Here is a 14917-nt window from a genome sequence, read left to right on the forward strand (position 1 = left end):
AGTTGCATTGAAATCGTGTCAATCCCGAGCAAGTTTTTAGTTTGTGTGCATCCTCCTTATAGGTGGTTGTTAATATTATTTTCCACTTTGTATTCGCAGACTTGAAGGTATCCCTGAGTCATAAATGTACAGAGATACTTGAGTCTGGCTTGCAAACTCAAGCCATAAAACGTGCTATAACGCATAATCTAAATATTTTTGTTTTCGCTTTTTTCATCATTTTAGCGATGTGCTATGTATTTCATGGCTAATTTGCAAAGGGTAATTTGCCTCCTTGATCATGCACAGTTTCAAAAGTTTGTAATCTGAGTTGCTCTTGTTGATTTGCAAATTGTTGTGATTTCAATTGTTCTACAGCACGCTGTTTGGCTGAATCACTCAGATTACTTTTGAGGATAGTGTCACGCTCAGCAAGGTATTGATTAACTTTGCCTTTCCAATCATTTCTTTGTACATCAAGCGTTTCTAAGCGTTGTGTCGCCTCAGGTCCCACCAGATTGGTACGCATTTGACGGATCTCTTGTGCAGAACCACCACGTGCCTTAATCTCCGCTGTCAGCTTTCTTAAGTCTTCAAGTTGATTGAGTTGTTGTAAATTCTCTTTCCAGTCTTCAGGGAGTTGCTCAAAAAGCTCTTTGAGTTTTTGTGCTTTTTCAGCCGCAGATAATTTTTGATTATCCATAATTTCTAAGCGGTCTACCGTATATCGGTCATAGGTATCTTGTGTGCCAAATAAGCCTTGAATTTCATAATCCGAGAAGAATTTTTTTCTTAAGTTTTGAGTATTGACTAAGATCTGCTGATAATACTTTGCGCTTTCTTTATCTGCGGTGGGTGCTTGTAAATCGCCTAATTTACTTCTGTAATCAATATAACGTGCCCAGAGATCATCTAACTGCGATAGTAGAGGCTCTTTATAGCTGATTTTGGTATAGCTAAGAAAATCGGTTTTGATTTGCTCAATACTTTTTTCACCATATTGGGTGATGAAATATTCAAAACAGTCTTTGGTTTGTTCATTGACAATTAAACGATTGGAGGCATCTGCACGGATTTGGCAATTAATTTGCGTGTCTTGTTGGCTTTTGCTGGCAAAGCTCAGTGCTTCGGATGCTGGAATTTGAGTTGAAGCCAATTGCCCCATCTGTTGTTCATGTGCTTTTTCTGAAGCTGGCGGTGTTTCAGTCGATTCTGTATTGGGTTTTAGCCAAAAAATTACGGCTAAAAGAATGATCAAGAGACTACCAATGATGATCCCAATCATTTTTTTAGATAGATCCATCTAATATTCCTACTATTTTTAGATTTTTTATTGAAAAAATAATTTGCCATAGAATTCGAAATTTCAAACAGAAAATTTGTAAAAATAGACGAATGGTTTTTGCTAAAATAGCGCATTATTCTCCGTATCCAGACCAATATGTCTTCAAAAGCTCAGAAAATACCGCGTCGCCATATCAGTGGTGTTTTTTTATTGAATAAGCCTTTAGGCATAAGTTCAAATGCGGCGCTACAAAAAGTGCGATGGTTGTATCGCGCTCAAAAGGCAGGGCATACAGGGGCGCTTGATCCTTTGGCATCTGGACTTTTACCAATCTGTTTAGGTGAAGCGACTAAATTTTCACACTATCTGTTAGATTCGACCAAGCGTTACCAAACGACTGTTCAGCTCGGGCATAGTACGACCACGGGTGATGTCGAAGGCGAAGTCTTACTTGAAAAGGCCGTACCTGAATTAAGTGAAGACAGTATTCAACAGGTTTTGGCGCAATTTACTGGTGATATTCAACAAGTTCCGCCAATGTATTCAGCCTTAAAAAAACAAGGCCGTCCTTTATATGAGTTGGCGCGTCAGGGAATTGAGATTGAACGTGAGGCACGCCCAATTCATATTTTTGCGATTGAGCTGATTGCGTTTAATCAGCATAGCCTGACCTTGGATATTACTTGTTCTAAAGGAACGTATATTCGAGTTTTGGGTGAAGACATTGCCAAAGCATTGGGAACTTACGGGCATTTAACGTATTTAAATCGAACTCAAACAGGTCATTTTGATTTGATACCAGAATATACCATTGAACATTTGGAAAGCTTGACTGAACAAGCGCGTGAAGCCTTGTTGTTGCCTGTCTATGCACCAATTGATCATTTCCCTAAAGTTCAGGTCCCTGAAGGTCGTGCGGAATATTTTAGCCGCGGTATGGAAAGCAATATTGAGCATGTTGCTGAAGCTGAAGTTTTGGTTTTTGATGGCGATAAGTGTTTAGGTTTGGCTGAAATTACCGATAAAAAGCGTTTAGTGCCTAAACGCGTGCTAAATCTTTAATTTGGTTTCATTGTTAGAAAATAACTCAGTTTAAATCTAAGCCTGATTAAGCCAAAGCAGGATTAAGCCAGAGCACGGTTAAGTCTCCCAGCGTTAATAGACGCCTTTAAAAGATAAGTGAATGTTATGGAATTTGATATCATCCTCAGTTTAGTATTCTTTGCCTTTTGTGCAGGGGCAATTGATGCCGCTGTTGGAGGTGGGGGACTGATTCAAATTCCTGCATTAATGGGTGCTTTACCGCATTATCCTACCGCCACAGTTTTTGGAACCAATAAACTGGCTTCGATTTGTGGAACGGCTTCGGCTGCTTTTTCATACTTAAAACAAGTCAAAATTCAGTGGAAGCTGTTGGCAGTGATTGGTATCACTGCCTTTATTAGCTCATTTGGTGGCGCTGCTTGTGTCTCACTGATCCCTCAGGAAATTTTGCGGCCATTTGTATTGTTTATGTTGATTGTGATCGCAATCTATACATTTTTTAAGAAGCAATTTGGACAAGTCCATTTTCAACAAGAAATCACGCGTAAAATGTTATTGATCGCGGGTGTTGGTGGTTTATTGATTGGCTTTTATGATGGAATATTTGGGCCAGGTACAGGTAGTTTTTTCATCTTTTATTTTATTCGTTATCTGAAAGTTGATTTCTTGCACGCATCGGCGCTTTCCAAAATTGGCAATTTCATGACCAACTTTGCCGCACTGAGTTTCTTTATTCCCACTGGACATGTGTTATTTCAATTGGGCCTGCTGATGGCTGTTGCCAATGTGTGTGGTTCATTGGTTGGTGTGAAAATGGCACTGAAATATGGCAGTGGTTTTATTCGTATTCTATTTTTGATTTTGGTCAGCATTTTGATTTGTCGCTTGGCCTATCAAATGTTTGTCGCGTAATTTGCTAGATTCTCTGGTTAATTTTTTTTGATACAAAAAAGCTTAAATTTTGTAAGGCTTTTTTTTGATTTGTCTTCTAAGATTGTTGGTTTCTTGATCGAAAAATCACAAACCGAAGCAATGGAAGGTAAATATCAAATAGGATTATAAAAAGAGGGATTTAGATGAATATATTTGAGGCTTTGAGAGAAAGCCATATCATTCAGAAGGATTTGTCAGAACAATTAACGCATACCTCAGGCGATAGTCCTGAACGAAGGAAAATTTTTAATTTATTAAAAAATGAATTATTTGCTCATGCGATTGCGGAAGATCGCTATTTTTATATTCCGTTAATGATGACGGATTCAGGTTTAAATATTACCCGTTTGGCACTGGCTGAACATCATGAGATGGATGAAATATTACAATCACTAGAGCAAACAGATTTTAGCCACTCTCGCTGGTTGGTTTTGGCGAAACGTTTATCTGAAATCATCGCGCATCATATTCAACAAGAAGAGCATTCTTTTTTTCAAAAAGCGCTAAAGATTTTAGATGAAAATCAAAAATTAATCCTAGCAAAGAAGTACTTATCCGAATATAAAAAGTATAAAGCAAAAGACCTTATCCGCTTGGTTGGCTAAGTCTATTGGCTTGTATTTCGTTGACTTGTCTACAAAAGCAAACTGAATAAAATTGAAGCTATAAAGTACCCAGAGAATGATGAGCAGATTGCTGAACGATATTTACAATTTTTTTAAGTTAATGAGATGCCTCTCATCCATCATATATTTACGCTGATCTTCTTCACTTCCTTAAGATCGCGTAAATATGGCCGGGATTCTATATGATTGGCAGTAGGGCAGTATTGATCATGTCTTAGTGGGTATCTGAGCTTTTCGCCGCTCTAAATGTTACCCCTACCGAGGCAATCATAATGCAGATTAAAGCAACGGTTTGCCAAGCAGTAATATGTTCATTCAGTAATACCATACCTGAAATTGCGGCAAGCGCAGGGGATAGACTCGATAAAGTACCATAGCTCATTTTGCTTAATTGTTTTAAAGCAAGCAGATCTAAGGCATACGGAATCGCGGTTGCTAAAAGTGCAATCAGCAAAGCTTTGCCCCAGTACTGTGTTTGTAGCAAGGCATCTGGGTTATGTACAGCACTGATTGGCAGCATAACCAAGGCCGACAAGACGATTGCAATACTTAGTGCATGCATACCAATATTTTGTCGTACAACTTTTTGCCCAAAATAAATATAACTTGCCCAACAGACACCCGCACCCAAAGCAAAAGCAGCACCAAGATAGGAAAAGTTATGTGCGGTCGCATCTTGCCAAGGCACCATCAATGCAATACCGATGATGGCAAGAAATACCCAAATATAGTCAGTTTTTTGTTTAATCGAGAGCAGTGCCAAAGTCAGAGGGCCTAAAAATTCTAGTCCAACAGCAATACCTTGAGGCAATTTGCCTAAAGAGGCATAGAACAGCACATTCATCAAACAGACTGAACCGCTATAATAAAGTAGCTCATTCCATCTTAGATAAGGTAAACGCTTGATAATTTTCCATGAACGGAACATTAAAATAATTAAAATAGACGCAAAACATAATCTTAAGGTCACGACGGTAATCGGATCTAAAACCTCAAATAACTGTTTCGCAAATGAGGCACTGATCTGATAAGCCACCATAGATAAAACCATGAAGAGCACAGCAGTGAGTTGAGAATTTGGCATATCTAAGGTGAAGAAAAATATTGCACAGATTTTAGCACTTTCTCGGATTTATTTGAGTTTTTCGCAAATAGATGAATATTGATTCAACATTTCCCTTTGAGATTCAGCCGAGTCCTCTGTAAGATGGGAATGATTATACTTGCAATGGCACATGTGTTAGGAATAAAAGATGTCAGGAAACACCAATAAAACTGAAAATTTAGGCTTAAATGCGACAGAACTTTCACAAGCAGAAACTTGGTATATCGATGTACTTAAATTAGAACAACAAGGTCTTGCTCAAAATGAGCAAGACGCTCAAGCGCGTGTTGATTTGTTGGTCAATGCCTCTAATCAGAATTTTGCACCTGCCAGTACATTGTTAGGACAGTGGCATGTTTTAGGCCGTTATGTAAATCAAAGTGTGCAGTCAGCTCTTCTTTTTTTTCAACATGCAGCAAAGCTTAATCATGCATTGGCTCATTTAGAACTTGCTTATCTTGGCTTGAACAATGCAACAGATCAATTGACAAAAGCACAAGCCCAAATGCATTTGCAACAGGCAGTTCAACTGAATCATCCAGAAGCAATTTTTGTTTATGCACAACAACAATTGTCTCAAGATCCACAGTCTGCGTACTTATTACTTTTAAATAATTATTTAAAAAACCAGCATCAAAACAGCCTGAAGTTTTTTGTAGAGTTTTCAGGGTTTGATTCGATCAAAGTACAAAATGAATTGTTAAAAATTGCTGAAAAAGACCATTTTTCCTGTGCTTTATTGGCGTTTAGTTATTTAAAACAGAACAATCTTGATGCTGCTTTAAAATATGCCGATATCGCGCAAGAACATAATGATCCATTTGGCTGCTATGTTCGCGCACTTATTGAACAACAAAGTGCTAAAGTGGATGCAGCAGTTGTGCAAGAGTTTTTACTTAAAGCTGCAAAAAATGGACATATCGAATCTGCTTATTTAGCTGCAGTGACACTGTTAAAAAATTCGGAAAATGCCAAAACTGAGCAAAAGCAGAAAGAATATGCCGCACTCGCTTTTGATTTATTATCGCATGCTGCTGTTTCAGGCAATGTTCCAGCTCAATATTCTTTAGCACAGTGTTTACGCTATGGTATGGGAACTGAGAAAAATCTTGATCAAGGTATTTCTTGGTTAGAACGCGCAGCAATGCAAAACCATCCAGATGCACAGTTTGAATTGTCGATGTTATTGCCTTTAGAACATGAACATCACCTCCCATTATTAAATTCCGCTGCAGAGAAAGGCCATGTTCAGGCCATGCTGTGTATGTCGATTTTTGAGCAACGTCAAAACAATGCAGATGGGGCATTATTCTGGTTAAACAAAGCCAAAGAGTTGAAAGTTCCACGTGCTTTTTTCTTATTGGCACAAATGTATCAGGAAGGTAAGTGTGTAGAGGTTGATTTAACCCAAAGTGCAGATTTGTTTAAACAAGCAGCCGATCATGGTGATATCGACTCTTATTTTGAATTATTTAAAATTTATAAAGATGGAATCGGGGTGCGTAAAAATAAAAAAACTGCTGGCAAATATTTGGATTTAGCCAAAGAAAACCAGCATATTGAAGCAGCTTCAATTGAGTTTTAATCAAAGATTAGTCTATGTCTGAATTATCGCAACACAAGCTCGCGCATGTAGCGACCTATACTCATGAGACAGGTCGCTTGTTTGTGGTAGGCGATATACATGGTTGTTATGATTTGTTGATGCAACAGCTTGAACGTGTTCAATTTAACTTTGAAAAGGATCTATTGATTGCTGTAGGGGATCTTGTTGATCGTGGTCCTGACAGTTTGAAATGTTTGCATCTGCTTGCAGAGCCTTGGTTTAAAGCTGTTTTAGGCAATCATGAAGAAATGTGTTTATTGTCGCAGATCGATCCGATGATGAAAGATATGCATGCGCATCATGGTGGAGAATGGTTTTATGCATTAAGTTCGGATCAGCAGCAACAAGTCATCGATCAATTAAACACTTTACCCATACTATTAGAAGTCATTTATCAAAATAAGAAGTATGGCTTTGTGCATGCCGATATAGATCTAAATGATTGGGATGCGTTTAAAGTTGCCACACGTTCTAAAAGTCGCGAATTGGCGTTATGGGGCAGGGGGCGAATTAAAAATAAGCGCTTTATGCGTTATTCAACGGTTGTCGGGGTAGAACAGGTTTTTCTAGGTCATACCGTGGTTGATTTTGTCACCAAGAAGCATAATTGCTATTTTCTAGATACGGGCGCTTGTTTTGGAAGTGAACTAAGCCTTGTTGAAATAGATCAAAAACGCCCGATAGAAAAACAAGTGTTTGTGCTGAAGTCATAACTTGATTTTTCTATTGTTTAAAAAATTTTAAGCGTTCAGGCTATTCATTGCAGTGAATTTTATATGGCTATTACTTAAATTTGATCTGTGTTGTGGAAAAATAACTCTTTAATTAAAAAATACATAGATATAAAAGCATCAATTATTAAATACATAAATATAAGATTATAAAATGTAAAGAAAAAATTTATTTCTAATCAAAAGTATTTTTTCATTTATCGATATTCAATCAAATTTTTTGTCATCACTTGCTTTGATACAGTAAGTATCAACGGTGTTTTATTGAGAAAGATATTAAAATATTTTTAAAATAAAACAGCTATTATTAATAATTAATTCACAGTAATATAAGTTATCGTGATGGATATCGCGAATTAAATAACAATAAGGTGACGACAATGATGAGATCGAAAAATTATATAAAATGGTTTCTTTTTGCATGGCTAAGCTTACTTTTGTTGGCTTGTAACTCTTCAACTCAATTTGAACAGGGTCTTACAGCCAAATTTGAATATAGTCCAACAGCGCCAAGTATCGGTGAAGTTGTCAAATTTGATGGAACGAAAAGTACGGTTGATCAAACAAAAGAAGCCAGTGCAATTGCTAGTTATGCTTGGAGCTTTGGAGATGGTTCAAACGGAACAGGTGCTACAGTTGAACATAGTTATACAAAAGTTGGTCAATATACCGTGAGTCTGACGATAACAGACCTAGCAGGTCGGACTGATTCAACTACACAGAAAATAGAAGTAAAACAGGGAGCAACAACGATAAACCGCGAGGTTTTAGTCTCAGCTCAAACGGTTGATGGCGCTTCGATTCCAAATACAAATATTACAATACAGGGGCAAAGTGTTAAAACAGATCAAAATGGTCATGCGACTTTGAATCTGATACTTCCTCAAAACACACAAAAAGTGGTGGCTAAATTTGAAAAACAAGGCTTTATCACGCAGTCAATTGTTTATGATGTTGCCAATTTAAAAGCAATCTCAGCAAATTTATTGGCCATTAAACAAGTTGTTTCTGTGTCTGATATCTCTGCCGCTCAAGTGATTCAATCCCAAAATTTGGGTGCAAGCATTAGTATTCCTGCCAATGCTTTTGTAAAAGCAGACGGCAGTCTTGCTACTGGCGCTGTGACTGTTGAATTTACCCCATGGGATATCACCAATCGTGATTTAAATGCAATGCCTGCCAATGGTGTAGCACGTGATGCACAAGGCAATATTGTGGATCTGATTAGTGCGGGAATGATTACAGCCACATTTAAAGATGCGGGTGGTCAGGAACTACAACTTGCAGTTGATAAAACAGCAGAGCTTCAAATGAACCTGCCGATAAAGAGTATCAATAATCAACAGATGAAAGTAGGGACACAAATTCCAATGTGGTATTTTGATGAAGCGAGTGGCTTGTGGATTGAAGAGGGTATTGGGCAGGTGATGACGTCAAATCAATCACCTACAGGCCTTGCAGTACATGCAACAGTGAAGCATTTTTCAACATGGAACTGGGATTTAAAATTTGAAAATGCAGGTTCAGTCTTTGTGCAGTGTCAATCCAATGGTGAGGGGATTCCATGCAATGTGACTGCAAAAATCAGCTTAAATGATGGTTCATCCTTAACCAAATCCAACAGTATTCCTAAAGAAGGATTGACGGTGGTGAATATGCCTTCGAGTGGTTCAATTCATTGGACTGCAAAAGATTTAACAGGCACGATGCTGGGTGAAAAAACTTCGACAACCTCAGGTAATGTGATTATTGATCTTGGAAAATCAGCCACAGATCATTTTGTAAAATGTACACTACCCAATGGGACGTCTGTGGCATGTTTTGGCAAAATAAATCACCAGTTGGATTTTTCAATATCGCAAGATGGCGGTCGGTTCCTCACAGGTATAAAAGACCCAGACGGGCAGTTGGATTGGTCTGCACAAACAGCTTTAATTTTTGAGAGTAATCAGTGGGTACGTTATAAAGGACAGCAAACTTCAGGTTTAACAGGCAATGTTAATATTATCTTGGCAGATCGTGAAGTTGTTTATGTCAGCAATCAAGGCTTGAGTTTCCCGATTGTCTGTACCAGTTTGATTGAGGATCCTTTAAATGGGACCACTGAGCCCAATGGGAATTGGGAAGTTGTTCCTGAATTAATTGGAAAGTCATGCAATATAGAAATCACGGTATATAACATAAATGGTAGCAATGAGATCTTAACCTATAATGCAATCTATGGAAAACCGATGCAAATTCAATTACCAAATCAATATTCAGGTTTTGATTCAGCAGGAAAAGGTCCTATTACTTATTTAAGTATTTATGCAAATATAGAAGGCAGTAATGGTGACTTGGTTGAACGAATTGGTTTTGAACTAGAACCAGATCCGAATAGCATGATAAAACTAATTATGGGGGCACCTGATTGGTAGATTTTAGATGAGTGAATTGAAACCACCTTTCGAGGTGGTTTTATCCTTTATGCCGTGCTTTTTGTGTGGTTACGGTGCAACCAATCGATGCACTAATGATCGTGACCAACGCCAACCATTGTGTCCATAACAATTGTTCATTTAAGAAAATAAACCCTGAGAATGCGGCAATTGCAGGTTCTAGGCTCATTAACGTGCCAAAGCTTAAAGCAGATAAATTTCTTAATGCAATCATTTCCAATGAAAACGGCAAGGCACTTGCCAAGATCGCCAACGTAATAAAATAAATTAAATTTGAAGGTTCAAAAACCTGTAAAGGCATCCCAGAAAATAATGCAATTGGTATTAAGCACAACATGCCCACAAACATCCCCAAGCATACGGTATGGTTTCCAGAAACCCCTGAAGGCCGTTGACCTGCAATATACAGTGCCCAGCAAGCGCCAGCAGCTAAGGCAAATGCAATACCAATAGGATCGAGGCTTTGCTTTGCCTGATCAAATGGAAACAGTAAAACCAGTCCAAGTATCGCAAGTCCGACCCAGATAAAATCGAATTTTTGCCGTGCATGAAACAGGGCCACACTGAGCGGTCCAATAAATTCAAACGCTACGGCAATGCCGAGCGGAATACGATGAATCGATAAGTAAAATAAAGCATTCATTCCTGCAAGGGCAACACCATAACTGATGATGGATGACCATTTCACCTGTTTAAAATTGACCTGCCAAATTTTAAAAATCACGGCCAAAATCAATGAGCCGAGCAATAACCGCATAGCCGAAATGGTAAGGACTGGAAATTGATCAAATAATGTTTTTGCTAATGCGCCACTGCTTTGCATACTGATCATGGCAATGAACAATAGAACTAAAGCTTGCAGGTGTGGTGCATTTTTTAAATTTGGCATTGTTTCTGAAATTTAGAGTAAGGGCTTGGAGGAAAATCTCCGCAACAGGCTTTTTATATAAAACAATTTAGATAAAATGCTCATGTAATTTGCAAAGCTTATTGCGCTTTAGATAGTACACTGTCTTTGTAGAGTAGGGTGAGAGAAGATGCTAAATAGCTTATTAATCAAATAATTTAACTTAAAAATATGCTATCGCAAAGAAGTGACAGATTTATAAATCCCATAAAAAAACCACAGGCAAATACCTGTGGTTTTTTTAGCTTAAATCGTCTTAGAACAATACGCGAACGCGGATTGTACCTTCAACTTCATGAAGGGTATCAAGTGCTTCTTGAGATGCAGTTGCGTCTACATCCATTACCAAGTAACCGACATCACCTTTAGTCATTAATGACTGACCAGAAATGTTGATACCATGTTCAGCAAACAGGTTGTTAATTTTAGATAACACGCCTGGCACGTTTTTATGAATGTGTAGTAAACGGTGTTTACCTTCAGTCAATGGAAGTGCGATTTCAGGGAAGTTTACCGCAGATAAAGTCATACCTTTATCTGAATAAGCAACAAATTTTTCAGCAACTTCTAAACCGATGTTGGCTTGCGCTTCCATGGTTGAACCACCAACGTGAGGTGTTAAAATCACATTGTCTAGGCCACGAAGTGGAGAAACAAATTCTTCACCATTGGCTTTAGGTTCTTTCGGGAATACGTCAACAGCTGCACCAGCAATATGACCAGATTTAATCGCATCTGCCAAATCTTCAATAACAACACATGTACCACGTGCAGCATTGATGAAGATTGAACCTTCTTTCATTTTCGCAAATTGAGCTTTTGCAAAGAAGTTACGTGTTGAAGGAACATCGGGTACATGCAGTGTAACAACATCTGCATTTGCAAGTAGTTCGTCTAAAGAACCTACTTGACGTGCATTACCCATAGGAAGCTTAGTCACAGCATCATAATAAATGACGTGCATACCCATGCTTTCAGCTAAAACTGAAAGTTGAGAGCCAATAGAGCCATAACCCACGATACCTAAAGTTTTACCACGTGTTTCAAATGAACCTACTGCAGACTTGTTCCAACCACCACGGTGAGTTGAAGCAGATTTAGCAGGCACACCACGAAGTAAAAGAATTGATTCTGCAAGAACCAATTCAGCAACTGAACGAGTATTTGAGTATGGTGCGTTAAATACAGGAATACCACGAATCATGGCTGCATTTAAATTCACTTGGTTTGTTCCGATACAGAAACAACCCACTGCGATCAATTTATTCGCAGCTGCAAAGACTTCTTCAGTTAATTGTGTACGGGAACGAATACCAATGAAGTGTGCATCTTTAACCGCTTCTTTCAGCGCTTCACCCTCAAGCGCAGTTTTACGGTAATCGATATTGGTATATCCGGCAGCATTTAACGTGTCGATTGCGTTTTGATGAACGCCCTCTAACAACAAGAAACGAATTTTATCTTTAGGTAGTGAAAGATGTTGGCTCATTACGGCTCCGCTACAAAGGCCAAATTTAGTCGCAATATGATACCATAGACCTTGTTTTATAGATATTTCGATTGTGACAGTACAGTGGATATTTTATCTACGATTTCTGATAAGCATTATTCAAAATTTAAATGAAATGCTAATGCATTGATTTTTATAATGCTTGAAGCACACTTTATACACAAAGTGTGGATAATGTGAATCAAATCTGTGCTTTATCCTCAGCAGTCATCTAGGTAAAATACTGCTAAAATCAGTGAAGTTGCCGATTTCAGCTATAAAAATGCTGAAAATTTTTCACAGACTGATTTAAAATCTCGAATGTTGTATAGCACAACCTCTTATTTACTTCTTGCTAGGTCCGCAAAACGATGAATGCTCCAGTAACGATAGCACCTGAATTATTGACCCAATTGACGCAAATCGTCGGTGAAAACCGGATTAAAACCGATGCTGACAGCTTAGAAAATTGGGGCAAAGACCATACTAAGCATTTTGATCCTCAGCCATCGGTCATCGTTTTCCCATCGAGCACAGAGCAAGTGCAAGCAATTGTTCAATTGGCCAATCAGTTTAATGTTGCGATTACCCCATCGGGTGGTCGTACAGGTTTATCAGCAGGTGCTGTTGCTGCCAATGGTGAAATTGTCGTGAGCTTCGACAAAATGAACCAAATTTTAGAATTTTATCCAGCTGACCGTATGGTACGTATTCAAGCGGGTGTAGTGACTGAACAGTTGCAGAACTATGCAGAAGAACAAGGGATGTATTATCCGGTTGATTTTGCTTCTGCGGGTTCATCACAATTGGGTGGCAACATTGGAACCAATGCAGGCGGAATTAAAGTGATCAAATACGGGATGACTCGTAATTGGGTACTTGGTCTGACCGTGGTGACAGGTAAAGGTGATGTATTGCGTTTAAACAAAGGCATGATTAAAAATGCTACAGGTTATGCAATGCAACATTTATTCATCGGTGGTGAAGGGACTTTAGGCTTAGTGACTGAAGCCGAAATTAAACTTGAACGCCAACCGCATGATCTACAAGTGATGGTATTGGGCGTTCCTGATTTTGATGCAATCATGCCTGTATTACATGCATTCCAAAGCAAAATTGATTTAACTGCCTTTGAGTTCTTTGGTGAACTAGCGATGCAAAAAGTTTTGGATCGTGGTCATGTACAACGTCCATTTGAAACAGAATGCCCATTCTACGTTTTACTTGAGTTTGAAGCGCCGTACGAACCAATTATGGATGCTGCGATGGAAATCTTCGAGCATTGCATGGAACAAGGCTGGGTGCTTGATGGAGTGATGAGCCAAAATCTTGAACAAGTTCAAAGCTTATGGCGTTTACGTGAAGACATTTCTGAAACGATTGCCCCATTTACTCCGTATAAAAATGATATTTCAGTATTGATTACACATGTTCCTGCTTTTATTAAGGAAATTGATACGATTGTTGCTGAAAATTATCCTGATTTCGAAATCTGCTGGTTCGGCCATATTGGGGATGGAAACCTACACTTAAATATTTTAAAACCTGTGAATTTATCTAAAGATGAATTCTTTGCCAAATGTCAGGTGGTAAATAAGTATGTGTTTGAAACTGTGAAGAAATATGACGGTTCAATTTCTGCAGAGCATGGCGTAGGCATGACTAAAAAGCCTTATCTTGATTACACACGGACTGCTGAAGAAATTGAATATATGAAAGCCTTGAAGAAAGTGTTTGATCCAAATGGCATCATGAACCCAGGCAAGTTATTTGATCTGTAATGATTTAAATAGCTCATTTGTACAAGCGCTTCGAGAGAAGCGCTTTTTTATTGCCGAACAAAAGATAAAATAAAGTTACATGCTGGTTGCCATTTATTGCTGAAAATTTGTTATGTTGGTTGCGCTTAAATATTGATAAGAAACTGAAAACTATGCTCATTGATAACATTTTAATTTCTAAACAAAGTTTAGACAGTGATGATCACTATGATGTGATTATGTCCAATATTGATAGCTTAAATGGCTTATTTGAACATTATGTCGAATATGATGAAGTATCCGCAGAGGCTTTATACAGTTATTTTGTCGATTACTATCTTGCTCAAGTGAATAATGGTGGTTTTTCACAATTCGTTTATAACACGGGTTGGGATGCGTTCATGGTGAAACATGTTCGTGAAGGATTAAAAGCTATGAATGCGACTGCGCATTCGGCTCTCTTTGAGCAAAGTGCGGATTTAATCGATCAGTTTTCGGATGAGCAATTAGAACAGTTCTTAGAGGGTGAATACTTTGGTGAAAATGAGCAACGAGATATTCTCAATGCTTTTGATGACCAGTTTTATGCATTGAATGATAGTGAAGATTTGATTGAAATAAATAGTCGATGGTTAAAGCAACATCCAAAGTTACAGGTTGTCGATGAAGATCAGATCTTAGCGATTGTAGAGCAGGTTGCAGCCAAAATTCCAAATTTAGAACAACGTAAACAGCAAGCAGCTGAAAACAGTCCACGTTATTTTAAAATTATTCAAGCTTTATGCCTGCAAGCAGGTCAGGAGCTAGATCGTATTACCATTGGTGATCCATCACATGAGTATAATGGGCAAGAGATCGTTGCTTGGCATTTCCTAACCGATGCAGGGCATTTTTATATGCTGGATCTAGGTGATCAAGCCTTGATGTTTGATGAAAATGATCAACAAATCATAGCGCTCGATGTTAGCCATATTGCAGATGAGTCATAAAGACACAGTTTTTAAATAGTGTACG

Annotated in this window: 12 protein-coding genes; 8 read left to right on the plus strand and 4 right to left on the minus strand. The window is 38.3% G+C overall.

Annotated elements, in window-relative coordinates:
* Positions 1-247 precede the first annotated feature (247 nt).
* Positions 248-1282 carry a lipase secretion chaperone gene (locus MTO68_RS01785; protein WP_244014779.1) on the minus strand — a complete coding sequence of 345 codons (1035 nt, stop codon included), beginning with the start codon at positions 1280-1282 and terminating at the stop codon, positions 248-250.
* Positions 1283-1420: 138 nt separating this feature from the next.
* Between MTO68_RS01785 and truB the strand changes: the two genes are divergently transcribed.
* The 3 genes from truB to MTO68_RS01800 all read left to right on the plus strand — a co-directional run bounded on the left by truB (position 1421) and on the right by MTO68_RS01800 (position 3846).
* The gene (gene truB / locus MTO68_RS01790; protein ID WP_244014781.1) at positions 1421-2326 is read left to right on the plus strand and encodes a tRNA pseudouridine(55) synthase TruB; all 906 of its coding nucleotides are present in this window, start codon (positions 1421-1423) and stop codon (positions 2324-2326) included.
* A 126-nt stretch (positions 2327-2452) separates the two neighbouring features.
* The gene (locus tag MTO68_RS01795) at positions 2453-3220 is read left to right on the plus strand and encodes a TSUP family transporter (protein ID WP_004718268.1); all 768 of its coding nucleotides are present in this window, start codon (positions 2453-2455) and stop codon (positions 3218-3220) included.
* Between the two features lie 164 nt (positions 3221-3384).
* Complete coding sequence (locus MTO68_RS01800; protein WP_151801912.1) at positions 3385-3846, plus strand: hemerythrin domain-containing protein; 462 nt, start codon at positions 3385-3387, stop codon at positions 3844-3846.
* A gap of 235 nt (positions 3847-4081) precedes the next feature.
* On the opposite strand, the gene MTO68_RS01805 is transcribed toward MTO68_RS01800, so the two are convergent.
* The gene (locus MTO68_RS01805; RefSeq protein WP_244014783.1) at positions 4082-4951 is read right to left on the minus strand and encodes an EamA family transporter; all 870 of its coding nucleotides are present in this window, start codon (positions 4949-4951) and stop codon (positions 4082-4084) included.
* A gap of 169 nt (positions 4952-5120) precedes the next feature.
* Between MTO68_RS01805 and MTO68_RS01810 the strand changes: the two genes are divergently transcribed.
* From MTO68_RS01810 to MTO68_RS01820, 3 genes are all read left to right on the plus strand, one after another.
* Positions 5121-6557: a sel1 repeat family protein gene (locus MTO68_RS01810; protein ID WP_244014784.1), complete on the plus strand. Its 1437-nt coding sequence runs from the start codon at positions 5121-5123 to the stop codon at positions 6555-6557.
* A 14-nt stretch (positions 6558-6571) separates the two neighbouring features.
* Positions 6572-7291, plus strand: coding sequence for a metallophosphoesterase (locus tag MTO68_RS01815; RefSeq protein ID WP_244014786.1), 720 nt, complete (start codon positions 6572-6574; stop codon positions 7289-7291).
* Positions 7292-7689: 398 nt separating this feature from the next.
* Positions 7690-9726, plus strand: a complete 2037-nt coding sequence (locus MTO68_RS01820; protein WP_244014788.1) for a PKD domain-containing protein — start codon at positions 7690-7692, stop codon at positions 9724-9726.
* A 40-nt stretch (positions 9727-9766) separates the two neighbouring features.
* On the opposite strand, the gene MTO68_RS01825 is transcribed toward MTO68_RS01820, so the two are convergent.
* Together MTO68_RS01825 and serA are read right to left on the minus strand one after the other, a co-directional pair.
* Positions 9767-10636: an EamA family transporter gene (locus MTO68_RS01825; protein WP_244014790.1), complete on the minus strand. Its 870-nt coding sequence runs from the start codon at positions 10634-10636 to the stop codon at positions 9767-9769.
* Between the two features lie 274 nt (positions 10637-10910).
* Entirely contained in the window at positions 10911-12143 is a 1233-nt protein-coding gene (serA, locus tag MTO68_RS01830; RefSeq protein WP_004718250.1) for a phosphoglycerate dehydrogenase, read from the minus strand.
* 371 nt (positions 12144-12514) lie between these two features.
* On the opposite strand from serA, the gene MTO68_RS01835 reads away from it, so the two are divergent.
* Positions 12515-13924, plus strand: coding sequence for an FAD-binding oxidoreductase (locus MTO68_RS01835; RefSeq protein WP_004718247.1), 1410 nt, complete (start codon positions 12515-12517; stop codon positions 13922-13924).
* Between the two features lie 152 nt (positions 13925-14076).
* On the plus strand, positions 14077-14892 hold the full coding sequence (locus MTO68_RS01840; RefSeq protein ID WP_004818676.1) for a DUF4375 domain-containing protein: 816 nt from the start codon (positions 14077-14079) through the stop codon (positions 14890-14892).
* Positions 14893-14917: the final 25 nt, after the last annotated feature.

The organism is Acinetobacter sp. NyZ410, from assembly GCF_022828975.1.
Taxonomy (GTDB): domain Bacteria; phylum Pseudomonadota; class Gammaproteobacteria; order Pseudomonadales; family Moraxellaceae; genus Acinetobacter; species Acinetobacter guillouiae.